The organism is Caballeronia sp. LZ001, assembly GCF_031450875.1.
GTDB lineage: Bacteria > Pseudomonadota > Gammaproteobacteria > Burkholderiales > Burkholderiaceae > Caballeronia.
In genome coordinates this window covers 4,946,158-4,969,472 of record NZ_JARTVX010000004.1, presented here as the reverse complement: position 1 = coordinate 4,969,472, position 23,315 = coordinate 4,946,158, and the positions used below count along the sequence as shown (strand labels likewise).

Annotated in this window: 19 protein-coding genes; 2 read left to right on the top strand and 17 right to left on the bottom strand. The window is 62.7% G+C overall.

The features are described from left to right. Positions 1-249: 249 nt before the first annotated feature. Both pgeF and P9292_RS34290 read right to left on the bottom strand, forming a co-directional pair. On the bottom strand, positions 250-1,083 hold the full coding sequence (pgeF, locus tag P9292_RS34295) for a peptidoglycan editing factor PgeF (protein ID WP_309963600.1): 834 nt from the start codon (positions 1,081-1,083) through the stop codon (positions 250-252). Continuing rightward, positions 1,080-2,312, bottom strand: a complete 1,233-nt coding sequence (locus tag P9292_RS34290) for an RluA family pseudouridine synthase (RefSeq protein ID WP_309963597.1) — start codon at positions 2,310-2,312, stop codon at positions 1,080-1,082. The genes pgeF and P9292_RS34290 overlap by 4 nt, the downstream gene beginning before the upstream one ends. Positions 2,313-2,604: 292 nt before the next feature. Here P9292_RS34290 and P9292_RS34285 point away from each other — a divergent pair, with 292 nt between their 5' ends. Further along, positions 2,605-3,408: an outer membrane protein assembly factor BamD gene (locus P9292_RS34285; protein WP_244828049.1), complete on the top strand. Its 804-nt coding sequence runs from the start codon at positions 2,605-2,607 to the stop codon at positions 3,406-3,408. 96 nt (positions 3,409-3,504) lie between these two features. On the opposite strand, the gene P9292_RS34280 is transcribed toward P9292_RS34285, so the two are convergent. The 3 genes from P9292_RS34280 to P9292_RS34270 all read right to left on the bottom strand — a co-directional run bounded on the left by P9292_RS34280 (position 3,505) and on the right by P9292_RS34270 (position 6,997). Further along, positions 3,505-5,733, bottom strand: coding sequence for an ATP-dependent DNA helicase (locus tag P9292_RS34280; RefSeq protein ID WP_309963595.1), 2,229 nt, complete (start codon positions 5,731-5,733; stop codon positions 3,505-3,507). A gap of 83 nt (positions 5,734-5,816) precedes the next feature. Next, positions 5,817-6,038: a DUF465 domain-containing protein gene (locus P9292_RS34275; protein WP_244825322.1), complete on the bottom strand. Its 222-nt coding sequence runs from the start codon at positions 6,036-6,038 to the stop codon at positions 5,817-5,819. 44 nt (positions 6,039-6,082) lie between these two features. Continuing rightward, positions 6,083-6,997: a colicin transporter gene (locus P9292_RS34270; protein WP_309963593.1), complete on the bottom strand. Its 915-nt coding sequence runs from the start codon at positions 6,995-6,997 to the stop codon at positions 6,083-6,085. A gap of 265 nt (positions 6,998-7,262) precedes the next feature. Here P9292_RS34270 and P9292_RS34265 point away from each other — a divergent pair, with 265 nt between their 5' ends. Next, positions 7,263-9,611: a Tex family protein gene (locus tag P9292_RS34265; RefSeq protein WP_244825324.1), complete on the top strand. Its 2,349-nt coding sequence runs from the start codon at positions 7,263-7,265 to the stop codon at positions 9,609-9,611. 72 nt (positions 9,612-9,683) lie between these two features. On the opposite strand, the gene P9292_RS34260 is transcribed toward P9292_RS34265, so the two are convergent. The 12 genes from P9292_RS34260 to P9292_RS34205 all read right to left on the bottom strand — a co-directional run bounded on the left by P9292_RS34260 (position 9,684) and on the right by P9292_RS34205 (position 23,290). After that, positions 9,684-11,576, bottom strand: coding sequence for a potassium transporter Kup (locus P9292_RS34260; RefSeq protein ID WP_244825325.1), 1,893 nt, complete (start codon positions 11,574-11,576; stop codon positions 9,684-9,686). A 279-nt stretch (positions 11,577-11,855) separates the two neighbouring features. Further along, complete coding sequence (locus P9292_RS34255) at positions 11,856-12,416, bottom strand: phosphoribosyltransferase (protein WP_244825326.1); 561 nt, start codon at positions 12,414-12,416, stop codon at positions 11,856-11,858. A gap of 104 nt (positions 12,417-12,520) precedes the next feature. Then, positions 12,521-13,867 (bottom strand): adenylosuccinate synthase, encoded by a 1,347-nt coding sequence (locus P9292_RS34250; RefSeq protein ID WP_250492305.1) that lies wholly within the window; start codon positions 13,865-13,867, stop codon positions 12,521-12,523. Positions 13,868-14,010: 143 nt separating this feature from the next. Continuing rightward, complete coding sequence (locus tag P9292_RS34245) at positions 14,011-15,162, bottom strand: ATP phosphoribosyltransferase regulatory subunit (RefSeq protein ID WP_250464955.1); 1,152 nt, start codon at positions 15,160-15,162, stop codon at positions 14,011-14,013. Positions 15,163-15,256: 94 nt separating this feature from the next. Further along, on the bottom strand, positions 15,257-15,442 hold the full coding sequence (locus P9292_RS34240; RefSeq protein ID WP_244825329.1) for a DUF2065 domain-containing protein: 186 nt from the start codon (positions 15,440-15,442) through the stop codon (positions 15,257-15,259). A 54-nt stretch (positions 15,443-15,496) separates the two neighbouring features. Continuing rightward, complete coding sequence (gene hflC / locus P9292_RS34235; RefSeq protein WP_244825330.1) at positions 15,497-16,402, bottom strand: protease modulator HflC; 906 nt, start codon at positions 16,400-16,402, stop codon at positions 15,497-15,499. Between the two features lie 13 nt (positions 16,403-16,415). Continuing rightward, entirely contained in the window at positions 16,416-17,837 is a 1,422-nt protein-coding gene (gene hflK / locus P9292_RS34230) for an FtsH protease activity modulator HflK (RefSeq protein WP_309964279.1), read from the bottom strand. 83 nt (positions 17,838-17,920) lie between these two features. Continuing rightward, positions 17,921-19,186, bottom strand: a complete 1,266-nt coding sequence (hflX, locus tag P9292_RS34225) for a GTPase HflX (RefSeq protein ID WP_244825332.1) — start codon at positions 19,184-19,186, stop codon at positions 17,921-17,923. An 83-nt stretch (positions 19,187-19,269) separates the two neighbouring features. Continuing rightward, positions 19,270-19,506 carry an RNA chaperone Hfq gene (gene hfq / locus P9292_RS34220; protein WP_006999489.1) on the bottom strand — a complete coding sequence of 79 codons (237 nt, stop codon included), beginning with the start codon at positions 19,504-19,506 and terminating at the stop codon, positions 19,270-19,272. 149 nt (positions 19,507-19,655) lie between these two features. Beyond that, the gene (der, locus tag P9292_RS34215) at positions 19,656-20,996 is read right to left on the bottom strand and encodes a ribosome biogenesis GTPase Der (RefSeq protein ID WP_244825333.1); all 1,341 of its coding nucleotides are present in this window, start codon (positions 20,994-20,996) and stop codon (positions 19,656-19,658) included. A gap of 390 nt (positions 20,997-21,386) precedes the next feature. After that, positions 21,387-22,532, bottom strand: coding sequence for an outer membrane protein assembly factor BamB (gene bamB / locus P9292_RS34210; RefSeq protein WP_250464959.1), 1,146 nt, complete (start codon positions 22,530-22,532; stop codon positions 21,387-21,389). A gap of 128 nt (positions 22,533-22,660) precedes the next feature. Next, positions 22,661-23,290: a tetratricopeptide repeat protein gene (locus P9292_RS34205; protein WP_250492301.1), complete on the bottom strand. Its 630-nt coding sequence runs from the start codon at positions 23,288-23,290 to the stop codon at positions 22,661-22,663. Positions 23,291-23,315: the final 25 nt, after the last annotated feature.

Below are 23,315 nucleotides of genomic sequence, written 5' to 3'. Positions count from 1 at the left end.
GCGCGCAAGTGTCGATGCGCACTATGCGCGCCACAAGAGTCACCTAGCTACGCCGTGCCCGATTGAATGAATTCCGGGAACATTCTTGCTCTTAGGACTCAGGCATGTCAATGCTTCACCTGATTTTGCCGCAGTGCGATATTTTTTTAATTATCGTTTTCCCCATGCGAGATATTGCATTCGCATGGGCTTACGCAAGTTCCTGCGACTTAAAGCTGGCAGTTGTCGCTGAATGCAGATGACGAGCAGTTAATCGCCAAGCCAGATCATGGCGGCCATGCGTCCCGTCACGCGATCGCGACGATACGAATACAAGCGCTCTCGCTCGCTCACCGTGCAGTGCGTACCGCCATGAACGCGCTTCGCTTCCACGCCGATATCGGCTAAACGCAAGCGCGCAAGCGTATAGATGTCGGCGAAGTATTTGCCTTGTGCGCCGGTCGGCTTGAACGCTGCCGCGGTGAGGTCGCGTTGATCCGCATTCGCGATCGACACGAAGGCATCGAGCACGTCCTCGCCCACTTCGAATGCAGCGGGACCAATGGCCGGACCGAGGTAAGCATTGAGGCGCGATGTCGGCACGCCCGCGAGTTGCGCCACCCGCGCGCCCGTCTTCTCGACGATACCGCCCGCAAGACCTCGCCAGCCCGCATGCGCGGCGCCGACCGCGCGGCCTTCGTCGTCGCAGAAGAGGACCGGCAAACAGTCCGCCGTCATCACCACGCAGACGACGCCCGGCCGGTCGGTCACGCTCGCATCGGCGCGCGTCGGACCGGCTGCACGGCGCTCGATGACCGCGTGCGCATCTTCAACCGTCGTGCCGTGAATCTGTTCGAGCCACGCGGCTTGTCCGATGCCCGTCAACGCCAGCGCGCGACGGCGATTTTCAGCGACGGCATCCGGCGCATCGCCGCTCGACAAGCCAAGATTGAGACCGCCCGCGCCCGGCGTGCCGCCACTGAAAGGCGCCGCGCTCACGCCGCCCGCGCGAGTCGTCACGAGCGCATGCACACGCGGCGAGACGCGCCATTGCGGCCACACGCAATCATCCGCGCTCAATGTGACGTCAGTGCGATGGGTCATGCTTCGTCGTCCTCGGCATCGGCATCGTGTTCGCCTTCTTCGTCGTCGTATTCGTCGTCCCAGTCTTCGCCGTCGTCCATTTCATAGACTTGCGAGAAGTCGTCGTCTTCGTCGAGTTCGAGTTCGTCGTCGCGCCCGAAGCCGAGTTCCGTGGCGAGCTTGACGAGATCCTCGGGCACGTCCGCGCGCCAGTGCACCTGCTTTCCCGTTGCCGGATGAACCAGACCGAGCCGCCACGCGTGCAGCGCCTGACGCGCAAAGCCGTCGGGCAGCGGCGTCACCGAACGCCGGCCGCGTATGTGACCGTAGACCGGATCGCCAAGAAGCGGATGGCCGCTCGCCGCGCAGTGCACGCGAATCTGGTGTGTGCGTCCGGTTTCGAGATCGCAATGGATCGCGCTCACGGGCTGCCCGTTCCACTGCGTCCGGTCGATGGTGCGAAAGTGCGTGCGCGCCGGTTTCCCCGATGCGCCTTGAACCACGGCCATGCGCGTCCTGTCGCGCGAATCGCGGCCGATGGGCGCGTCGATGGTGCCGTCGTCCGGCATCCTGCCCCACACGAACGCGACATAACGGCGCTTCACCGTGCGCGCCTGCAACTGCCGCACGAGGTCGGTCTGGGCTTCGAGCGTGCGCGCGACGACCATCAGCCCCGAGGTCTCCTTGTCCAGCCGATGTACGATGCCCGCGCGCGGCAGCCCCGCCGCCGCATCGCCATAACGATGTAGGAGACCGTTGAGCAAGGTGCCGCTCCAGTTCCCCGCGGCGGGATGCACGACCATGCCGGCGGGCTTGTTGATGACGACGAGCGTTTCGTCTTCGTACACGATGTGAAGCGGCACCGGCTCGGGCGTGAACGCGAGTTGCTCGGGCAACAGGTCGGGCACGAGCGCGATGGTCGCGCCAAGCGGCACGGGCTGGCGCACCTTGGCGCTGGCGCCATCGACGAGCACGCGCCCTTCCTCGATCCAGCCTTGCAGACGGCTGCGCGAAAACTCGGGGAAGATCTTGGCCAGCACCTTGTCGAGCCGCTCGCCTGCGAGTTCGTCCGGCACGCGCGCCTCGCGCGGCGCTTCCTCGTTGCGATGCCGCGCTTCCTTGCCGCGATGCGGCGTGCCGGCATCGGGCGCATGCGCGTCCGAATCGGTAGAAGCTGCGTCGTCGGGCTTGGCGCTTCGGCTATAATCTTTGAGTTGGTCTTTGGTACGGCGTGTACTTGAGCGGGTCATTTGAACGGGATATCGGGTTGTACCCGGTGAGTCAGTCTTCATCTCGGGCTGCAGTTCGGGACATTGCGCAAGACGTTCTTTACAGCGCGCGACACTGCCGGGCAAACTTCAATGCAGGCAATGCAAGGAAGCCGCGCCAGACCGTTGCGGACCGGGAAACCGGGCGGAATTCGAAGGATTTCCAAACGGAAAATCCCGAGCGAAAACCGCACCGGACACACAGCTAGACATAGCGAGATTCAGCCAGGAACAGCAAGCACTAATGCGAGCCTTCAACACCATTCATCAATCGATGCAGCAATCGATCAAGTATCTGGCGCTGGGCGCGAGCGTCGCCATTGTCACGGCCTGCCACGGCTTGCCGGAGAAGACCGACGAAACGGCTACGTGGAACAACAACAAATTATATACGGAGGCCCAGGACGCGCTTTCAGGCCGCGACTGGGGCAAGTGCTCCAAGTATTTCGAAGCGCTCGAAGGCCGCGATCCGTTCGGTCACTTCGCGCAGCAGGCGCAGATCAACGTGGCTTACTGCAACTGGAAAGACGGCGAGACCGCATCGGCGGATCAGGCAATCGACCGGTTCATCAAGCTGCACCCGGATCACCCGGACATCTCGTATGCCTACTACCTGAAAGGCATGATTCACTTCAACGACGACCTCGGACTCTTCGGCCGCTTCTCCGGCCAGGACATGAGCGAGCGCGACCCGAAGTCGCTGCGCGAGTCGTATGACGCGTTCAAGGTCGTGGTCGATAAATATCCGCAAAGCAAGTATGCGCCCGACGCCGCGCAACGCATGCGCTATATCGTGAACGCGCTCGCTTCGCACGAAGTCCACGCGGCGGATTACTACTATCGTCGCGGCGCGTATGTCGCGTCCATTAACCGGGCGCAGCTCGCCATTCGCGAATACAAGAACGCGCCGGCCACCGAAGAAGCGCTGCATCTCATGATGCTCTCATACGAGAAGCTCGATCAGCCGCAACTCGCCGACGACACCAAGCGCGTGCTTGCCGCCACGTTCCCCGACAGCCCGTATGTCACGGGCAAGCGTCGCGCGAGCGCGGAAAAGGCGTGGTATCAGATCTGGTAAGCAGAACGCGAGATCGTTCGGCTGGTCAGGCAAAAATGGGCGCTTCGGCGCCCATTTTGTTTGTCGATCAACCGCTCCCGCGCCCTGCTGCAAGCCTTACTCGGCAAGCTCCGCCGACGCGTCCGCCGCTTCGCTGAAAAACGCCCGCGCGACTTCCAGTTCACGCGTGCGCTTGAACGGCGGCAGGCTTTGCCAGATGCGTCGGCCGTATGGTTTATCGACGAGCCGCGTGTCACAGATCATGAGCACGCCGCGATCCGTCTCCGCGCGAATCAGCCGCCCCGCGCCCTGCTTGAGCGTGATGACGGCCTGCGGCAACTGATGCACGGCGAACGGGCTCAAGCCTTTCTTCGTGAGCGCGTCGAGGCGCGCGGCAAGCACGGGATCGTCGGGCGGCGCGAACGGTAGTTTGTCGATGACCACGAGCGAAAGCGCATCGCCACGCACGTCGACACCTTCCCAGAAGCTCTGGCTGCCGACGAGAATCGCATTGCCATACGCGCGGAAGCGGTCGAGCAACTCGGTACGGCTCGCGTCGCCCTGCACGAGCAGCGGATTGTCCCAGCCGCGCCGCTCGATCACGTCGCGCAGACGCTGGGAGATGCGATCGACCGCGCGCAGCGTCGTGCACAGCATGAACACGCCGCCACCCGATGCCTCGATCACCGGCAACGCGGCGTCGAAGACGGCGTCGGTGAACTGCGGCGAGGACGGCTGCGGCAGATTGCGCGGCACGTACAAAAGGCCCTGCGACGGGTAATCGAAGGGACTCGGCAAGGTCATCGAGCGGCGCGCGTTCAAACCCATTTGCGCCGCGTAATGCGTGAAATCGCCACGCACCGAAAGCGTCGCGGAGGTGAAGATCCAGGCACGCGGCACGCCCGCGCGCTGCTTCGCGAAGATCGGCGCGACCGACAGCGGCGTCTCGTGCAGTTGCACCGTGTGCGAGAACACTTCGATCCAGCGCACCATCTCGTTGGGCTCGTCGCGCGCGGCTTCGGCGGCGGTATCCGCGTCTTCGACCACTGCACGTTCGAGCGCGGTCGGCGGCTTGGTCCAGCCCGACAAAAGCCCTTGCAATTCGCGCGCGCGCCGCACCAGCGCCTGCAGCGATTCCGCGCGCTCGCCGTGTGCGCCGAGCGCGGCCGTGAGTGCATCGAGATGGGTTTGTAGCGTGTCGAGCGCTTCGAAAAGCGGATGTCCATCGGCCAGCTGGCCGAGCGAGAGGCGAATCGAATCTTCCCGGAATGCGAGCCGCAGGTCGCGCGCCGCGCGTTCGAGCGCCGCGCCGAGCTTGGTCCAGTCGGCGGCGTCGCGAGCGTGGGACAAACCTTCGGCCACCGCATCGCGGGCGAGTTCGAGCAGTTGCGTGGTCGAAAGCGTCTCGCCGAAAAAGAGCGTCGCCGTCTCGGGCAACTGATGCGCCTCGTCGAAGATGATGGTGTTCGCCATCGGCAAGAGTTCGGCCATGCCGGTGTCGCGCAGCATTACATCGGCGAAGAACAGGTGATGGTTCACCACCACGATGTCCGCCTGTTGCGCTTCGCGGCGCGCCTGCATCACGAAGCAATCCTTGTAATGCGGGCAATCTTGTCCGAGGCAATTGTCGCGCGTGGACGTGACCATCGGCCAGACGGGCGAGTTCTCGGGGACACTCGCAAGTTCGGCCTTGTCGCCCGTGCGCGTGATCTTGGCGAAGCGCACGATCTCCTGCAGATGCGACGTGTCCTGACGCGTCGGCAGCCGCCCGTTGTCGGCGGTGCGTTCGAGATAGTAGTGGCAGAGATAGTTGGCGCGGCCCTTCAGCATCGCGGAGGTGACCGGCACGGCGAGCGCGTCGCGCACGGTCGGGATATCGCGCTGAAAGAGCTGATCCTGCAAGTGTTTGGTCCCGGTCGAAACGATGACCTTGCCGCCCCACAACATGGCCGGAACGAGATAAGCGTAGGTCTTGCCCGTGCCCGTTCCCGCCTCGACGATCAGCGTGTTCTCGCCGCCATCGACGGCGCTCGTCGCGGTGGCGATACCCACGTCGTCGGCGGATGCCTCGTCTACCGCATGCGGCTTGTCCGATGGCCCGAGCTTGCGCGCCGGGCGGCGCTGCAATTCGAACATCGCGGGTTCGGGCATGGCGCGGCCGGACGCTTCCATCGCGGCGGCGACGGAGCGCGCCATGTCGATCTGCGACGCGCGCGGCCGATAGCCGTCGATCGCGCGCGCGAGAAGGCCTTCGGCGGAGAAGATGGCGTCGAGTTCCGTGCGGCGCTTGTCCGTGAGTTCGAGCGCAGCGCTTGCGCTGTCGCGGGGTTGTGCGGGTAAGTTCAAGGCGGGGCTAGATCCTGCGGTTGCGGTCACGGCGCATGGCGGCGCTTTGCTGCCTCAAGCGCCTCGACCCGCGTCGATGCGCTTCAATGCGCGTCGCCGTCGAGCTGCAGTTGCAGCAGAAGTATGGTGTCTTTCACCTTGAGCTTGCGCTTTTTCAAGCGCCTGAGCTCGAGGTCGTCGATACCGCCCATCTTGTCGATGAGCGTGGACAAGCCGTGATGCTCTTCCTGCAATTGCGTGATGCGATCGCGGAGCACGGTGGCATCCACGGCGGGTTGTCGGGGTGCGTTCAAGCGCTGCTGCATGCTCGCCTCCTTTCATCCTCATCGCCCGGGCGGTGCCTTGGGCGTCACTTACCTGGTTGCTGCTGTTGCTGCTGTTGCTGCTGTTGCTGCTGTTGCTGCTGTTGCTGCTGTTGCTGCTGTTGCTGCTGTTGCTGCTGTTGCGCCTGCTGGGCTTGCTGTGCCTTTTCCTGCTGCTTGCGCGCGGCTTCTTTCTGACGCGCCTCGACTTCCGCGCGATGCTGCGCGGCATCGCGTTGTTTCTGTTCGTAACGGTCCGCCTTCTGCTCGCGGTCCTGCGCGTCCTGCACGCCGCGGGCGCGCGCTTCCTCGAGTTGCCGCTGATAGTCCGCCTGCTTGCGGTCGTACGCGGCCTGATTGGCCGCGCGCTGCGGCGCCTCGGCCTGACGTTGCGCGGCGGACAGCGCGTTCTGACGCTGCTTTTCCTCGTAGGACTGCTGGCTCGACTTTTCGCTGGCGGCGCGTTGCGGCGCTTCCGCATCGTATTGTGCCTGCTTGAGCGCGGTCTGTTCGTCGCGCTGCTTCGTGCGCTCGGCGCGTTGTTCGTCGTCGAGAGCGAGCTGCTGCTGGCGAATCTGCTTGCGCTCTTCACGCATGGCCGTGCGCGCGTTGTCGAGACAGTGGTTCACGAAGAATTTGCCGTAGCAGTCGTGTTCCTTGACGCCGTATGCGTAGTCGTTCTGCGCGGTGCGTTTGTCGAGCGCCTTTTGCCGGCGCGCATTGTCGGCCTTGAGCGCGTCTTCGGCGCTCGGCTCGGCACTGACCATGGCGGATGAGGCATCGCCGAGCGGCGTGGCGCGCACCGACGTGGTGGGGTCGATGCCCTTGGGCGTCTGCGCAATGGCATTCGGCGCGAGAACGAGCGTGCACAGAAACGCGCACGCGGCGCAGATGGACGCGAGCGGGGAAAGGCGAAGTTTGGGCAAATGAATGGACGGCAACGTGATAAAGACCCGATGCATTAAGCGATGCAACGACAGACGCAATGCAGCCTGCGCGATGCCGAAATTCTATCACCGTGAACCGGAGCCCTTCTCCATTTATGGCAAAATCCCCCGCTCAAGCAACCCGGCCGCAACCGGCAGCACGCCCGCTTTGCGAGGCGCAAGAAGTAGTCAGCGCGCACCAAGCGGGACACAGGGCGTAAAGCGCGCAACGCGTCGCACGGGATGCGCGCCCTGCGTCTTGCCGTTGCACAAGGCCAGCAGAGAGCAGACAGCGCAGACCATGACGCAAACCGTAGCACTCAAGATCGTACAGCGCATTGCCACCGAGCTTACCGTGCAGCCGCGCCAGGTGGCCGCCGCCGTGCAGCTTCTGGATGAAGGCTCGACTGTCCCGTTCATCGCCCGGTATCGCAAGGAAGTGACCGGCAATCTCGACGACACGCAACTGCGCACGCTCGAAGAACGCCTCCTGTATTTGCGCGAACTCGAAGACCGGCGCGCCACGATTCTTTCGAGCATCGACGAGCAAGGCAAGCTCACCGACGAACTGCGTACATCGATCGAAGGCGCGGACAGCAAGCAGGTGCTGGAAGACCTGTATCTGCCGTATAAGCCGAAGCGCCGCACGCGCGCGCAGATTGCTCGCGAAGCCGGCCTGGAACCGCTTGCACAGGCGCTCCTCGCCGACCCGACGCTCGATCCGCAGAGCGAAGCCGCGAAGTTCGTCGATACCGAAAAAGGCGTCGCCGATACCAAGGCCGCGCTCGACGGCGCACGCGATATCCTTTCCGAGCAGTTCGGCGAAACGGCCGAGATTCTCGGCAAGCTGCGCGAGCACCTGTTCAACCAGGGGCTTGTCATGTCGACCGTGGTCGAGGGCAAGCAAGGCGAGGAAGGCGAAAAATTCCGCGACTACTACGACTACAGCGAAACCATCCGCACGGTGCCGTCGCATCGCGCGCTCGCGCTGTTCCGTGGCCGTAACGCGGGCGTCCTGAGCGTGAAACTCGGGCTCGGCGAGGAACTCGACGCACAAACGCCGCATCCGGGCGAAGTGATGATCGCGCAGCACGTGGGCATCGCCAATCGCGGCCGCGCGGGCGACAAATGGCTCGCCGACGTGTGCCGCTGGTGCTGGCGTGTCAAGGTGCAGCCGCATATCGAAAACGAACTGCTCACCAAGTTGCGCGAGGAAGCCGAGCACGAAGCCATTCGCGTGTTCGCGCGCAATCTGAAGGACTTGCTGCTCGCCGCGCCCGCTGGCCCGAAAGCCGTGATTGGCCTCGATCCGGGTCTGCGCACCGGCGTGAAAGTCGCCGTCGTCGATCGCACGGGCAAGGTGCTGGCCACCGACACCATCTATCCGCACGAGCCGCGCCGCGACTGGGACGGTTCGCTCGCGAAGCTCGCGCGCATTGCCAAGGCGACGCAGGCAGAGCTCATTTCCATCGGCAATGGCACGGCATCGCGCGAAACCGACAAGCTCGCGAGCGAGCTCATCGCGAAGCATCCCGAACTCAAGCTGCAGAAGATCGTCGTGTCCGAAGCGGGCGCGTCGGTATATTCGGCTTCCGAACTCGCGGCGAAGGAATTTCCGGACCTCGATGTTTCACTGCGCGGCGCGGTTTCCATTGCGCGCCGTCTGCAGGACCCGCTCGCGGAACTCGTCAAGATCGACCCGAAAGCGATCGGCGTCGGCCAGTACCAGCATGACGTGAATCAGCGCGAACTCGCACGCTCGCTCGATGCGGTCGTCGAAGATTGCGTGAACGCCGTCGGCGTCGATGCCAACACGGCTTCGGTCGCGCTGCTTGCGCGCGTATCCGGTTTGAACGCGACGCTTGCACGTAATATCGTCGATTATCGCGATGCCAACGGGCCGTTTGCGTCGCGCGAGAATCTGAAGAAGGTGCCACGTCTCGGCGACAAGACGTTCGAGCAGGCCGCGGGTTTTCTGCGTATTAACAACGGCGAGAATCCGCTGGATCGCTCGTCGGTGCACCCGGAAGCGTATCCGGTCGTCGAGCGCATTCTCGCGAAAATCAAGAAGCATGTCGGCGATGTGCTCGGCAAGCGTGAAGCGCTCACGGGCCTCTCGCCCACCGAATTCGTCGATGACCGCTTCGGTCTGCCGACCGTGCGCGACATCCTCGCCGAACTGGAAAAGCCGGGCCGCGATCCGCGTCCGGAGTTCAAGACGGCGACGTTCCGCGAAGGCATCGAGAAGATCGCGGATCTCGAACCGGGCATGGTGCTCGAAGGCGTGGTGACGAACGTCGCGGCGTTCGGCGCGTTTGTCGATATCGGCGTGCATCAGGACGGACTCGTGCACGTTTCCGCGCTGTCGACGAAGTTCATCAAGGACCCGCATGAAGTCGTGAAGGCAGGCCAGGTCGTCAAGGTGAAGGTGCTCGAAACGGATGTGAAGCGGCAGCGCATCTCGCTGACCATGCGTCTCGACGATGACTTCGCGCCGGCAGCGGCAGGCAGCGGCGCGCCTTCGCAACCGCGTGCAGGCCAGCAGGACCGGCGCGCGGGCGGCGGGCGCGATGCGCGTTCGAATAATCAGCGCCGCGAGCCGGAACCGGGTGGCGCGATGGCCGCTGCTTTCGCCAAGCTCAAACGCTGACAGCCGGCACGCTTCAAACAAAAAACCCACGCTTTGCGGCGTGGGTTTTTTGTTTCCAGAAGCAAGCGCTCGTCAGATTTCGATCTTCGTGCCCAACTCCACGACGCGATTGGCCGGAATGCTGAAGAAGTCCGTCGGCTTCGCGGCGTTCTGATGCATCCACGCGAACACGCGCTCGCGCCACACCGACATGCCCGGCAACTCGGTCGGCACCACCGTTTCACGCGCCATGAAGAACGACGTGTCCATGAGTTCAAACGTCATTGCGTGCGTGCGCGTGATTTGTTCGAGCACGGCTTTCACGTCCGGCGTTTCATTGAAGCCATACGCTGCCTTCACGAGAAAGAGCCCGCCGCCAACGTCCTTCACTTCCATGCGATGCGCGCCATCCACATACGGAATATCGCGCGTGATGAAGTTCAGGAAAATGGTGCGCTCGTGCAGCACCTTGTTGTGCTTCAGGTTATGCAGAAGACTCACGGGCACGAGCGAATCGCTGCCGGTCAGGTAGATCGCCGTACCCGACACGCGATGCGGCGGATGCGCGAGCAGCCCTTGCAGGAACGGCATGAGCGGAATACCGTCGGCGGCCGTGCGATCCTTCACGATCATGCGGCCTTTGTACCAGGTCATTAGCAGGAAGAAGAGTATTCCGCCGATGCACAGCGGCAGCCAGCCGCCCTGCCCGATCTTCAACAGACTCGCGCCGAAGAAGCCGATGTCGATCGTGAGCAGCACCGCGATCAGCGCGCCGACGAGCCAGCGGTTCCAGCCCCAGAGATTGACCATCACCACCGAGAGCAGGATGGTCGTGACGAGCATGGTCGCGGTCACGGCCAGTCCATAAGCCGCCGCCAGATTCTCCGAACTCTTGAAGCCCACCACGATGCACAGGATGATGAAGAGCAGCATCCAGTTGACGAGCGGAATATAGATCTGCCCGATCGCCAGTTCCGACGTATGCAGGATCTTCATGCGCGGCACGTAACCGAGCTGAATAGCCTGACTCGTCAGCGAATACGCGCCCGAAATCACTGCCTGCGATGCAATCACCGTGGCGACGGTGGAAAGGATCACGAGCGGGAGCAAGGCCCAGTCTGGCGCCAGCAAGAAGAACGGACTTTCGATGGCCGACGGCGTATGCATGAGCAACGCGCCCTGCCCGAAGTAATTCAGCAGAAGCGACGGCATGACGAGCGCGTACCAGCCGCAGCGAATGGGCTTCGCGCCGAAGTGGCCCATATCGGCATAGAGCGCTTCCGCTCCGGTCAGCACCAGCACGACCGAGCCGAGCACGATGTAAGCCTGCAACACGTGCGAGGCCATGAAGGAGATTGCATAGTACGGGTTGAGCGCGACCAGCACGCCCGGTGCGAGCACGATGTGATAAGCGCCCAGCACGGCGAGCGTGATGAACCACACCAGCATGATCGGGCCGAACAGCTTGCCGACCACTGCCGTGCCATGGCGCTGAATCCAGAACAGCAGGACCAGGATGACCATGGTGATCGGCAGCACGTAAGGCGACAGCTTCGGTGCGGCGAGTTCCAGCCCTTCCACCGCCGAGATGACCGACATGGCGGGCGTGATGACCGCATCGCCATAGAACATGCAGGCGCCGAAGATGCCTAGCATCAGCAGCACGCCCGACATGCGGCCCGGCTCCTTCACGCTGCGCAGCGCGAGCGTCATCATGGCGAACACGCCGCCTTCGCCGTTATTGTCGGCGCGCATGACGAAGAGCACGTACTTGACCGCGACCACCATGACGATGGCCCAGAAGAGCAAGGAGATGACGCCGAGAATGGACGCCTCGGAAAGCGCGATGCCGTGCGACGGGCTGAACGCTTCCTTCAGGGAATAGAGCGGACTCGTACCGATGTCGCCAAAGACGACGCCAATGGCGGCGAGCGCAAGAGATGGCAAAGGCTGTTTATGCTCTTGCGCGTGAGTCATGTTAGTCATAAAAGCGAGATGTCCGTCCAGGGCGGAAAGAAACGAACGCCATTCTATCTAACGTCGCGTGCAAAAACGCTGCCTCTCGTATTGCCCGATTGCCCGGCAACACGCGTGTGTGAGTTTAGCATCGCGTTTCGTGCGCGTCGGCTGAACGATTCAGGGCGCTTGGCTGCATCTGTGAAATTAGGTGACCCAAAGCAAAAACGCCGTTGCGCCCGGCATGAAGCGGGACGAACGGCGTCTTGCCCGTTATCGGGCAGCAAGAACGAGGCGACGAAGTGGCGCTCACTCGCGGCTGTTCTGCAGGCCCCGCTTGATCCAGGCGCCGAGATTGTGCGGCCGTACCGTGTCCCACTCCTCGAACGGTTGATGAATCCACGGATTGGTTTCGAGAAACTGCACGTGATAGTCGGGCGTAACCTTCGAGCACGCCTTGTACCAGAGCACGGCCGAGCGCACCGCCGTAATGGCCGGATAGCGCTCCTTCAGATGCTCCTGCACGCGCGCGAGCGTAACGCCTGAGTCGACCAGATCGTCCACCAGCAAGACGTTGCCGGACAACTCGCCGCGCGTCATGGTGATGTACTGCGCGATGTCGAGATCGCCCTGCTCCGTGCCCGCGGCTTCGCGATACGAACTCGTTGCGAGAATGGCGAGCGGCAAGTCGTAAATGCGCGAAAGTTGGTCGCCGACGCGCAGCCCGCCGCGCGCCAGACACAGGATCTTGTCGAACTTCCAGCCTGAGTCGTGTACTTTGAGCGCGAGGACTTCGATCAACCGGTGATATTCATCCCAGTTGACCCAAAGATTTTTGTCGTCGTTGCGCGGGTCCGTCATCGCGATCATGGTAAGACTCTTTCAAATACGTACTAAGGGTTATATATGAAATGTGGCCGCAAGGTAGCGGCCACATTCTTTACAGCGTCCGGCTCAGGTTGAAACGCTCGCGCTCAGACCTTGAACGGATGACGCAACAGGATGGTTTCATCGCGGTCCGGTCCGGTCGACACCATGTCGATGGGCACGCCGGCAACTTCCTGCACGCGCACGAGATAAGCACGCGCGTTCTCGGGCAGACTGTCCCATTGCGTAATGCCGATGGTGCTTTCCTTCCAGCCGCCGAAGGTCTCGTAGACCGGTTCGCAACGCGCCACTTCCGAGGCGCCGCGCGGCAGGATATCGACCTCTTTGCCGTCGAGTTTATAGCCTACGCACAGTTTCACTTCCTCGAGACCGTCGAGCACGTCGAGCTTGGTGATGCACAGCCCCGAAATACCGTTGATCTGAATGGAGCGGCGCAGCGCGGCGGCGTCGAGCCAGCCCGTGCGACGCGGACGACCCGTGACCGAACCGAATTCCTTGCCGACGGTCGCCAGGTTCAAGCCCACCTGGTCCTGACGTTGCGCGTTGTCGGCATCGTACAGTTCGCTCGGAAACGGGCCCGAACCGACGCGCGTGCAATACGCCTTGGTGATGCCGAGAATGTAGTTGAGCCGTTGCGGACCGATACCCGCGCCCGAAGTCGCCGCACCCGCGACGCAGTTGCTCGACGTGACGAACGGGTAAGTGCCGTGATCGACATCGAGCAGCGTGCCTTGCGCACCTTCGAACAACAGATTGCGGCCAGCGTGGTTTTCGTCGTACAGACGGCGCGAGACGTCCGTGACCATGGGTTCGAGACGCGGCGCGTAACCGAGCATGGTGTCGAGCGTTTGCTGGTAGTCCACTTCGGCCGCGCCCAGATACTTGCTCAGCACGAAGTTGTGGAAGTCCAGCACTTCGCGCAGACGTTCGGAAAACACCGGCACGTCGAAGAGGTCCTGCACGCGCAGCCCGCGACGGCCGACCTTGTCTTCGTATGCCGGACCGATACCGCGCCCCGTGGTGCCGATCTTGCCCGCGCCGCGACGCGCTTCGCGCGCCTGATCGATCGCGACGTGATATGGAAGAATGAGCGTGGCGGCTTCGGAAATGAACAGGCGTTTCTGAACGTCGATGCCCGCGGCTTCGAGCTCGTCGATTTCCTTGAACAAAGCTTCCGGGGACAACACGACGCCATTGCCGATATAGCAGGCCGTGCCCGCGCGCATGATGCCCGAAGGGATGAGGCGCAGAATGGTTTTCTTGCCGCCGATGATGAGCGTGTGGCCGGCGTTATGACCGCCCTGGAAGCGCACGACGCCCTGGGCGTGGTCCGTCAGCCAGTCGACGATCTTGCCCTTGCCCTCATCACCCCACTGGGTGCCCACCACGACGACGTTGCGCCCCGGGTTCACATTCACTGCACTGGCAGACATGTTGATTCGTTAGCTGGTTAAAAACGTATTTTACCTATGTTCGCCACAGGTTCCGAATTTTTCGGGATACGTCGGGGTTAGGAAATCGGCATCCATTCGTATGACGCGCGTCTCACTTCATGCGCCGCGCTCAGGCGCCGCGTTCAGGCGCGCGCTTCGACGATCCATTGGCCGTCGCGCTCGATAAGTACGCGGTCGAAGGCGAATTCGTCGAGATCGTGCTCGTGACCCGGCAGCGCCTGAATGACCACTTCGCCGGCATCGCGCAATGCGGCGACGGCGGCGCGTAGCGTGTCTTCGTGCTTCCACGGTGCAAGGATCGCGCTGCCGCGGGCATCGACGGGAGAAATACGCGCGACTTCACGCAGGTCCAGCGAAAAGCCCGTTGCCGGACGCGCACGTCCGTAGGCGAGCCCGACATCGTCGTAGCGGCCGCCATGCGCGACCGCGTTGGGCACGCCGTCGACATAGGCGGAGAACATCACGCCGCTGTGATATGCGTAGCCGCGCAAATCGGCGAGATCGATCATGAGTTCGGCGCCGTCGACCTGGCTTGCGAGAAACGCGAGATCGTCGAGCGCACGCGCGATGACCGGCAGATTCGGCAGACGGCCGCGCGCGGTTTCGAGCACCGAGGCGTCGCCGTAGAGCGTAGGCAGCGCGCGCAACGCTTCGCGCGGCACCTGGCCGAGATGCGCCGTGAGTTCGTTGATACGCGGCACGTCCTTGCTCGCGAGCGCCTCATAGAGCGCTTCGCCAAGCGATGCAGCCGCCGGTTCCAGTTCCAGCAACGCGGCGAGCACGCCCGCGTGGCACAGATCCAGACGCACTTTCGTGAGACCCGCGAGATGCAGCGAATCGAGCATCAGTTGCTGGATTTCGAGGTCCGCTTCGAGCCCCGCGTGACCGTAGATTTCCGCGCCGATTTGAATCTGCTCGCGCGTCGCGTGCAGGCCGCGCGGACGCGTGTGCAGCACGTTGCCCGCATAGCACAGACGCGTCACGCCATGCCGGTTCAGGAGATGCGCGTCGATGCGCGAGACCTGCGGCGTGATGTCCGCGCGCAAGCCGAGCGTGCGCCCGGACATCTGATCGACGAGTTTGAAGGTGCGCAGGTTCAGATCGCTGCCGCCGCTCGTCAGAAGCGATTCGAGATATTCGAGCATCGGCGGCATCACGAGCTCGTAACCGTACGAACGGAAACGATCGAGCAGACGGCGTCGCAACTCTTCGATCTTGCGGGCTTCCGACGGCAAGACGTCGGCGATATTCTCGGGAAGTAACCAGGTGGACATCGATACGTTTCCTACGGGGCGCGCGGCGCGTGACGCGGCGCGCTTTGACGAACGGATTTAAACAAGATAGGCCAATTGGCGCATCACGGTGTGCTCATGTTGCGATGAGCAGCAGGATGAGCCCGAGCACCATCGCGATCAGTCCGCCAATGCGGATGTGATGCGTCGGGCGCTCCGCGATGCGGCGAAAGGTATCGCGCCACGCGGTCGGAAAAACGAAGGGAAACATTCCTTCGATGATCAGCATCAACGCAAGTGCGAGCAGTAACGTCTCGGCCATGTTCCAAGGGAGAAAGGCGAAAGCGCGAACGGATCGCGCTTTCGCGGGGCACGATCAGCGCTTGGCCGTGGCAGCCGCGGAAGAAACATCCGCGCTGCCGCCGTTCGGGCCGCGCATGAAGCGGAAGAAATCGCTGCTCGGGTCGACCACCATCACGTCGCCCGGTTTGAAGGTCTTCTTATACGCTTCGAGGCTCTGATAGAACTGGTAGAACTGCGGATCGCGTCCGTAGGCGTCCGCCGCTATGGCTGCCGCCTTGCTGTCTCCTTCGCCCTTGATGGACTGTGCCTGACTGTATGCATCGGCGAGAATCGCCTGTTGTTCGCGCTGAGCGTCCGCCTTGATCTTGTCGGCATCCGCCGTGCCCTTCGCGCGCTCGATGGCGGCGGCCTGCTGACGCGCCGCGATCATGCGTTTGTAGACGGAGTCGGCTACCACGGACGGAAAGTCGATACGCGTCATCTGTAAATCCACGAGCTGCACGCCGAAGGCCGCCGCCGCGTCTTCCACCGACTTCTGCGCTTCGCTTGCGAGCGTTTGCTGGCTGCCGAGCGCGTCCGTGAGCGAACGCTTCGCGAACGCACTGGCGAGCGACGTGCGCGCGAGCCCGACGATGCGCTCCTGCGCGGTCTGCGTGTTCTTCTCGTTGCTCTCGAACAGTTTGAGCGGATCGGCCACGCGATACTTGATGACGGTATTCACCAGCACGTCGTTCTTGTCCGACGTGGCGAAGCGGTCCGCGCCCGCTTCGTCGATGGTGAGCGTGCGGGTATCGACGAGCGTGAGCGTCTGGAACGGCGCGGGCAGCTTGAAATGCAGGCCCGGGCCGTCGAGTTTCGGTTCGCCGTCACCGTGGGAAGCCACGACGGCAGCATGCCGTTCGTCGACCGTGAAGATCATCGATGAACCGATGAACAGCACGATCACGACAGCGACCACAAGCGCAATGATTCGATTCATGTTCTCGCGCTCCTTATTGCAGGTCGTCTTGACGATTGCGCGAGCGGAAAGCATCGCGGGAGCGCAGCGGGTCGCTTGCACTGCTTGCGGCACTGGCCGCGCTGGCCGCACTGGCTGCAGTCGTCGCGCTGGCCGCGCCGTTGATCGCACCGTTGGCCGGCGCGTTCACCACGGCCGGCGACGACGCCACGCCCGGCGCACGCGCCTGTGCGCCATCGCCAGCGGGCGCGCTAGCGGCTGCGGCGGCACTGGCGGTATCGGCTTCTTTCACCTGCTGACGATTCGCCTCGACGAGCTTATCCAGCGGCAGATACACCACGTTACTGCCTGCCTTGCTGTCCACGAAGACCTTCGTGGTACGCGAATAGATTTGCTGCATCGTGTCCAGGTACATGCGTTGACGAATGACCGCGGGCGCTTTCGAGTATTGCTCGTAGACCTGCTTGAAGCGCTCGGCGTCGCCCTGTGCTTCGGTGACCTGGCGATTGCCGTAGGCCGTGGCTTCGTCGACGAGACGCGCCGCGTCGGCTTTCGCACGCGGCAGCAGCTGATCGGCATAGGCTTGCGCGGTGTCGCGAGCGCGCTCGTTGTCCTGACGCACGCGCGATGCTTCCTCGAATGCCGCCTGCACTTGCGTCGGCACCTGCACGCTTTGCACGGTCACGCCCGTCACCTGCAAACCGGTGCGGTAGAGATCGAGCGAGCGCTGGATGGATTCAGTTAGACGCGCGCGCAACGCCTCGCGATCCTTGTAGAGCATGTCGTCCGTGCTGATAGACCCGGCGATCTCGCGGACTGCCGCCTGCGACGCCTGCGTAACGCTCTGGTCGGGATCGAGATTACGGAACAGGAAGTCGGTCGGCGACTTGATCTGATATTGCACGGCGAAGCGCACGTCGACGATATCGGCGTCGTTCGTCAGAACCGAGGCATCGCGCACGTTGCCTTGCGCGAGCGCGGTGCCGCGACCCACTTCGACCGAGCGGACCTGCGAGATGTCGACTATATCGTGCGACTGAAACGGATACGGCAGGCGCCAGTGAATGCCTTGCGCCACCGTTTGCCGATATTTGCCGAACTGCGATACCACGCCGACGTGACCGTCCTGTACGACGAACACGCCGCTGCCGAGATAGATGGCGATCAGCACGCCAATGACGATGCCAAGCCCGATGCGCGTGCCGCGGCCGTTCTCGCGCGGCGCGCCGCCGTTGGGCTTGCGTCCGAACAGACCGGCGATGCGACGGTTGAAGTCGCGCCACATCTCGTCGAGATCGGGCGGGCCTTCGTCCTTGCCGTTCGGGCGCTTGCCGTCTTGCGGACGCTTCGAGTCGTTCTTCACGCCGTTGCCTTCGCCCCGCCCCCAGCGCGGATCGTTGATCGAAAAGGCGGCATGCATGCGCTGCCTGTTAGTCCGCTCGTTGTAGTCGTTCACTCGGTGATTCACCATTAGACAGCCGGGGGTAGACATCCAGACAGATAAGCCCGGGCGATGCAATCCGGAGTTCCGCGAGCCGATCAGTGACCGTGCTCGGAAACCTTGTGGTCACGTTGTTCGGTCAGCCGGTGGTCTTCCGGCTGCGCGTTCGTGTCGTGTGTTTCGTTTGACCCGGACAGCGGGGATTGCGTTGCATCGGACTCGAGTTGCGGCGCTTCGATTTCAGCGAGCACGCTCGGTAAGGCCTCTTCGCTTTCGTCCGTTTCCGCAGCAGCGATTTCGGCGATGGCGGCGCGCAGCGCATCGAGCCCCTGGCCCGAGCGTGCACTCAAAAAGACGCGCGAAATATTACCATACTCGTCCCTTTCAACCGCTTCGCCACGGGCCGCCAGCTCAGGCACCGCGTCGATCTTGTTGAAGACGAGAACCTGCCGGATGGAATCCGCGCCGATGCCGCGCAATACCTCGTTCACCTGATCGATTTGATCGAGGCGCACGGCGCTCGATGCATCGACCACATGCAGCAGCAAGTCTGCGTGGATGGTTTCCTCGAGCGTGGCGCGAAACGCCGCGACGAGCTGGTGAGGCAATTCGCGGATGAACCCGACCGTGTCCGATACCACCACGTGCCCCGCTTCCTCGCCGAGATAGACGCGACGCGAGGTTGTGTCGAGCGTGGCGAAAAGCTGGTCGGCGGCGTACGCTTGCGCCTTCGTGAGCGCATTGAACAGCGTGGACTTGCCTGCGTTCGTATAGCCGACGAGGGACACCGACATCGTGCGATTACGCGTGCGCTGACGACGCTGCGTACCATGCTGACGGCGCAACTTCTCGAGCCGGGTCTTGAGCGCCTTGATACGCTCACCGATCAGCCGGCGGTCCGTTTCGAGCTGCGTTTCGCCCGGACCGCGCAGGCCAATACCGCCCTTTTGCCGTTCCAGGTGAGTCCACGCGCGAATGAGCCGTGTCGACAGATACTGCAGCTGTGCGAGTTCGACCTGCAATTTGCCTTCGTGGCTGCGGGCGCGCTGCGCAAAAATGTCGAGGATGAGGCTCGTGCGGTCCACCACGCGACGGTCGAGCGCGAGTTCGAGATTGCGCTGCTGCGCGGGCGCGAGTGCGTGATTGAAGATGACGAGCTCGACGTCGTTCGCTTCGCAAGAAAGGCGCAGTTCTTCAACCTTGCCGCTGCCAATGAACATCTTGGCGTCCGGAGCCGAACGGCGGCCGGTTAGCGTGACGGCGGGATGGGCGCCTGCACTTTGTGCGAGCAGGCTGAGTTCTTCCAGACTGGCTTCGAAATCGATCTTGCCGAAGTCGATGCCGACGAGCGCTGCATTGATCAAATTGATATTTTTCGGTTTTTGAAGCGACCGGCGAATTGTTTGATGTTCGCTTTTTGTGAAAACAGCGCCGGTCGCGACGAGGTTTAGGACGATTCAGCGTCCGGGTGGAAATTCACCGGACGGGCCGGCACGACGGTGGAAATGGCGTGCTTGTAGACCATCTGTGTGACCGTATTTCGGAGCAACACGACATACTGGTCGAACGATTCGATGTTTCCTTGAAGCTTGATGCCGTTGACCAAATAGATCGACACCGGCACGTGCTCTTTACGCAGCGCGTTCAAAAACGGGTCTTGTAACAATTGCCCTTTGTTGCTCATAGCAAACTCCGAGTTTTTTTGCAGGTTGGATGTATTGTCGGCGAAGAAAAAGAGATCCGCCGACAATCGCTACACTATAGCTGATTTTCGTTTCCGCACCAGCCTGGCCAAATGGCCGACCGGCCTGAAACGCTTGACTCACGCGGCTTTCAGCCTTTGTCCGCGTATGGGTTATGGCTCGACCGGAACTCTATGCGCAGTGGCGTCCCGACCAATCCGAAAGTTTCTCGGAAGCGCCCTTCCAGATAGCGTTTATAAGTCTCGGTAATGGCGTCGAGCGCATTGCCGTGCACCACGATGATCGGCGGATTTTGTCCACCCTGGTGTGCATAACGCAGCTTCGGACGAACCGGACCGCGACGGCGCGGCTGCTGAAACTCCACCGCGTCGATGAGCGCGCGCGTGAGCTTCGGTGTTGGCAACTTGGCCATGGCGGCGGCGTAGGCTTCATCGACAGACTTCATCAATGGGCTGATGCCGCTCTTCTCCAGCGCCGAGACGTAGTGAAATTTAGCAAAGTCCAAAAACTTGAGCTTGCGGGTGAGATCCGCCTTCGTGCGCTCGCGCACATGCGAATCCAGACCGTCCCACTTGTTCACGCCGACCACGAGCGCGCGGCCCTGTTCGACCACGAAGCCCGCGATGTGCGCGTCCTGATCCGAGATGTCCTGCTGGGCGTCGAGCAAAAGGATCACGACGTTGGCATCGGAAATGGACTGCAAGGTCTTCACCACCGAAAACTTCTCGATGGCCTCGAACACCTTGCCGCGACGACGCAAGCCCGCCGTGTCGATAAGCGTGTATTTGCGGCCTTGTCGCTCGAAATCAATATAAATCGAATCGCGCGTGGTGCCGGGCATGTCGAACGCGATCACGCGCTCCTCGCCGAGCAATGCGTTCACGAGCGTCGACTTGCCAACGTTCGGACGTCCGACGATGGCAATCTTCACGCCGTGCTGCGCCTTCTCTTCTTCGCTCTCCTCGGGCTGACCGGCATAAGCGATGTCGAGCGCGTCGTTGATCATCTCGGTGACGCCGTCGCCGTGCGCAGCCGAGATCGCGCGCGGATCGCCGAGACCGAGTTCGTAGAAGTCGGACGCGACGGCCGAATACTTCATGCCCTCAGCCTTGTTCACGACGAGAAAAAGCGGCCGGCCGGTCTTGCGCAGATAGTCGGCAATCGCCTTGTCTTGCGGCGCGAGCCCGTTGCGTCCATCGACGATGAACACGACGATGTCTGCCTCTTCCACCGCCTGACGCGTCTGCCGCGCCATTGCGTGCAGGATGCCGTCTTTCGCGACCGGCTCGAAGCCGCCGGTATCCACGACGAGATACGGCCGCTCGCCGCCCACGCGGCCTTCGCCGTAGTGGCGGTCGCGGGTGAGGCCGGGCAGATCGGCGACGAGTGCATCGCGCGAACGCGTCAGCCGGTTGAATAAGGTGGATTTCCCCACATTGGGGCGCCCGACGAGGGCAATCACGGGTTTCATCAGATGTTGTTCAAGGTTGAACGCAAGACGGCACACGAGGCGTGCGAACGAGACCTCTCGTTCCGCTCATGCCGCGCCACGGCTGCGCTTGTCGAAAATTAGCATGGATTCGGCTTGCGGCACGCGCGACGCGTCACGGCGTCAGTGTGTCAAGCCTGCGGCGCTGGGACGCCGCTGCGCCTCGTCAGAGGCAGTTTTGGCGCGCCGCCTTCGCGCGACGCGCTTTGATTCTTGCAGCCCACCGCGCGTTTTGCGTTCCGCTGGCAGGCTCTCGGGAGTGCGCGCGATTGCCGCGCCTCCTGCTTTCTCTTGCGGCCCGGTTCTGGCCGGACCTGCCGCGCGATCGGCTTCGAGCGCGCAATACCGCTCGATCAGACGATCACGCGCGTGTTAGTTGCTGGGACGAAAGCCGTAGATGCCGCCGTCGTGCGTCAGGACCACGAGCGTGTTGCCGGCGAGCACGGGCGGCGCGGTGATCGCGCTGCCGTCGGTCTTGGCGCGGCCGACGAGTTCGCCGTTATCCGCGCTCAGGAAGTGGACGTAACCTTCGAAGTCGCCAACAACGACCGCGCGACCGAGAATATACGGCACGCTGACCTGGCGGTTCTTCAGCTTGTCCGTTTTCCAGAGCTGCGAGCCGTCCGAGGTGCGGAATGCATTTACGACCGACCAGTCATCGCCGGCTGCGACCAAGTCCGAATCCTGCGCAAGACCGCTGTCGGACGAGAAGCTCTTTTCCCAGTCCGGACGGCCGGAATTTGCATTGAAGCAGCCGATGCGGCCCTGGAACGTCACCGCGCAACTCTGCGCGCCGACGAGTCCCGGTGCGCCGGTCACGTCGTTGATGCGCTCGACTTCGGTCACGCCCTTCGGATACGAAACCGGTGTTTGCCAGAAGGCATCGCCCGTTTGCAGGTTGATTGCAGCGAACGTGCCGCCCGGGAATCCAGCAAGCACGGCCTGATTGCCGGCGAAGGTCATGCCCGCCGCGACGCGCAGATTCAGCGGCACCGCGCGCAATTGGAAGACCCACTTTTGTTCGCCGGTCTGCGCGCTGAAGGCCACGACCTTGCCGTCGATGGTACGCACGATCACGAGGTCGTTGCCGACGAGCGGCGGCGAGATCAGTTCGCCCGGCGCGACTGCCGTCCACAACTGCTTGCCGTCCGGTCCGAGCACGTAGACCGAACCCTTCAGACCGCCGACCGCAGTCAGATTGCCGTCGCTGCCGACGCCCGCCGACAGATCGTCCTTGAGCTTGATGCGCCAGACATCCTGACCCGTTTTCGCGTCGATCTTCACGACCGAGCCGTTCTCGCCTGCGGCAAAAATTGCGTCGCCCACGGCAACCGGCGCGAACAGATAGCGGCCTGCCTTGCCGACGCTCGCCTTCCACGCCTGGGAGACGTTGAGCACCGGCTTGAACTCGACGAGCGGTGTCGGCACGCGGCGTTCATCCTTGGTGGATGAGCAAGCCGCGAGCAAGGCGGTCATCGCGCAGGCAAACGGCACGGCGTAGCGTTTCAAAAAAGTCATCGGTGGACGCAACATGAATTATCGGATTCGGTTGATCGGCGCCCGGCCGCGCCTTCGCCTTCAAGGCGTTGCGCGGCCGGGCGGCCTGATTGTTATATGGCTCGGTCGATTGCGGCGGCGCGCGCTCTTCAGCCGCCGAGCGCGTCGAGCTTGAACTGGACCAGTTGCCGCGCGGAGGTATCGTTCGCGGGCAGCGCGCCGAGCGCCAGCTTGTAGGATGCGCGGGCGTCGTCGCGCTTGCCTTGCGCCGCAAGCAGATCGCCGCGACGGTCCGCGATCACACCCTTGTAGGCGTCGAGCGGCGCATCCGCGAGCAGCTTCAGACCCGCGTCGTAATTTTTCTCGTCGAGCAGCACCAGCGCGAGGCGCAGCTTCGCGACTTGCTTGTACTCGTCGTCCTTCGCGTGATCGATGGCCCATTGCAGTTGCGCTTTCGTGCCGGCGGTATCGCCCGCCGTGTATAGCGACTTGGCCGCCGTGAGCGCGCTCATCTGAGCGTAGGCCGTGCTGCCGAACTTGTCTTCCATATCCGTCGCAATACGGCTCACCATTTTCTGATCATTGCCGGTGACGGCCTGCTGAAGCTGGTCGTACAGCACGGAAGCTTCGGCCGCCTGATGACGCTGCCAGTAATTCCAGCCGTTGTATCCGGCTGCGATTACAAGCGCCACGAGGATGATCCACGTCGTGGAATTACCCCACTTGGCCCACCAGGCTTTCAAACTTTCCAGTGATTCTTCTTCGTCGTGATAGCTCATCGTCCAGCTATTCCTTCCTGCGTTT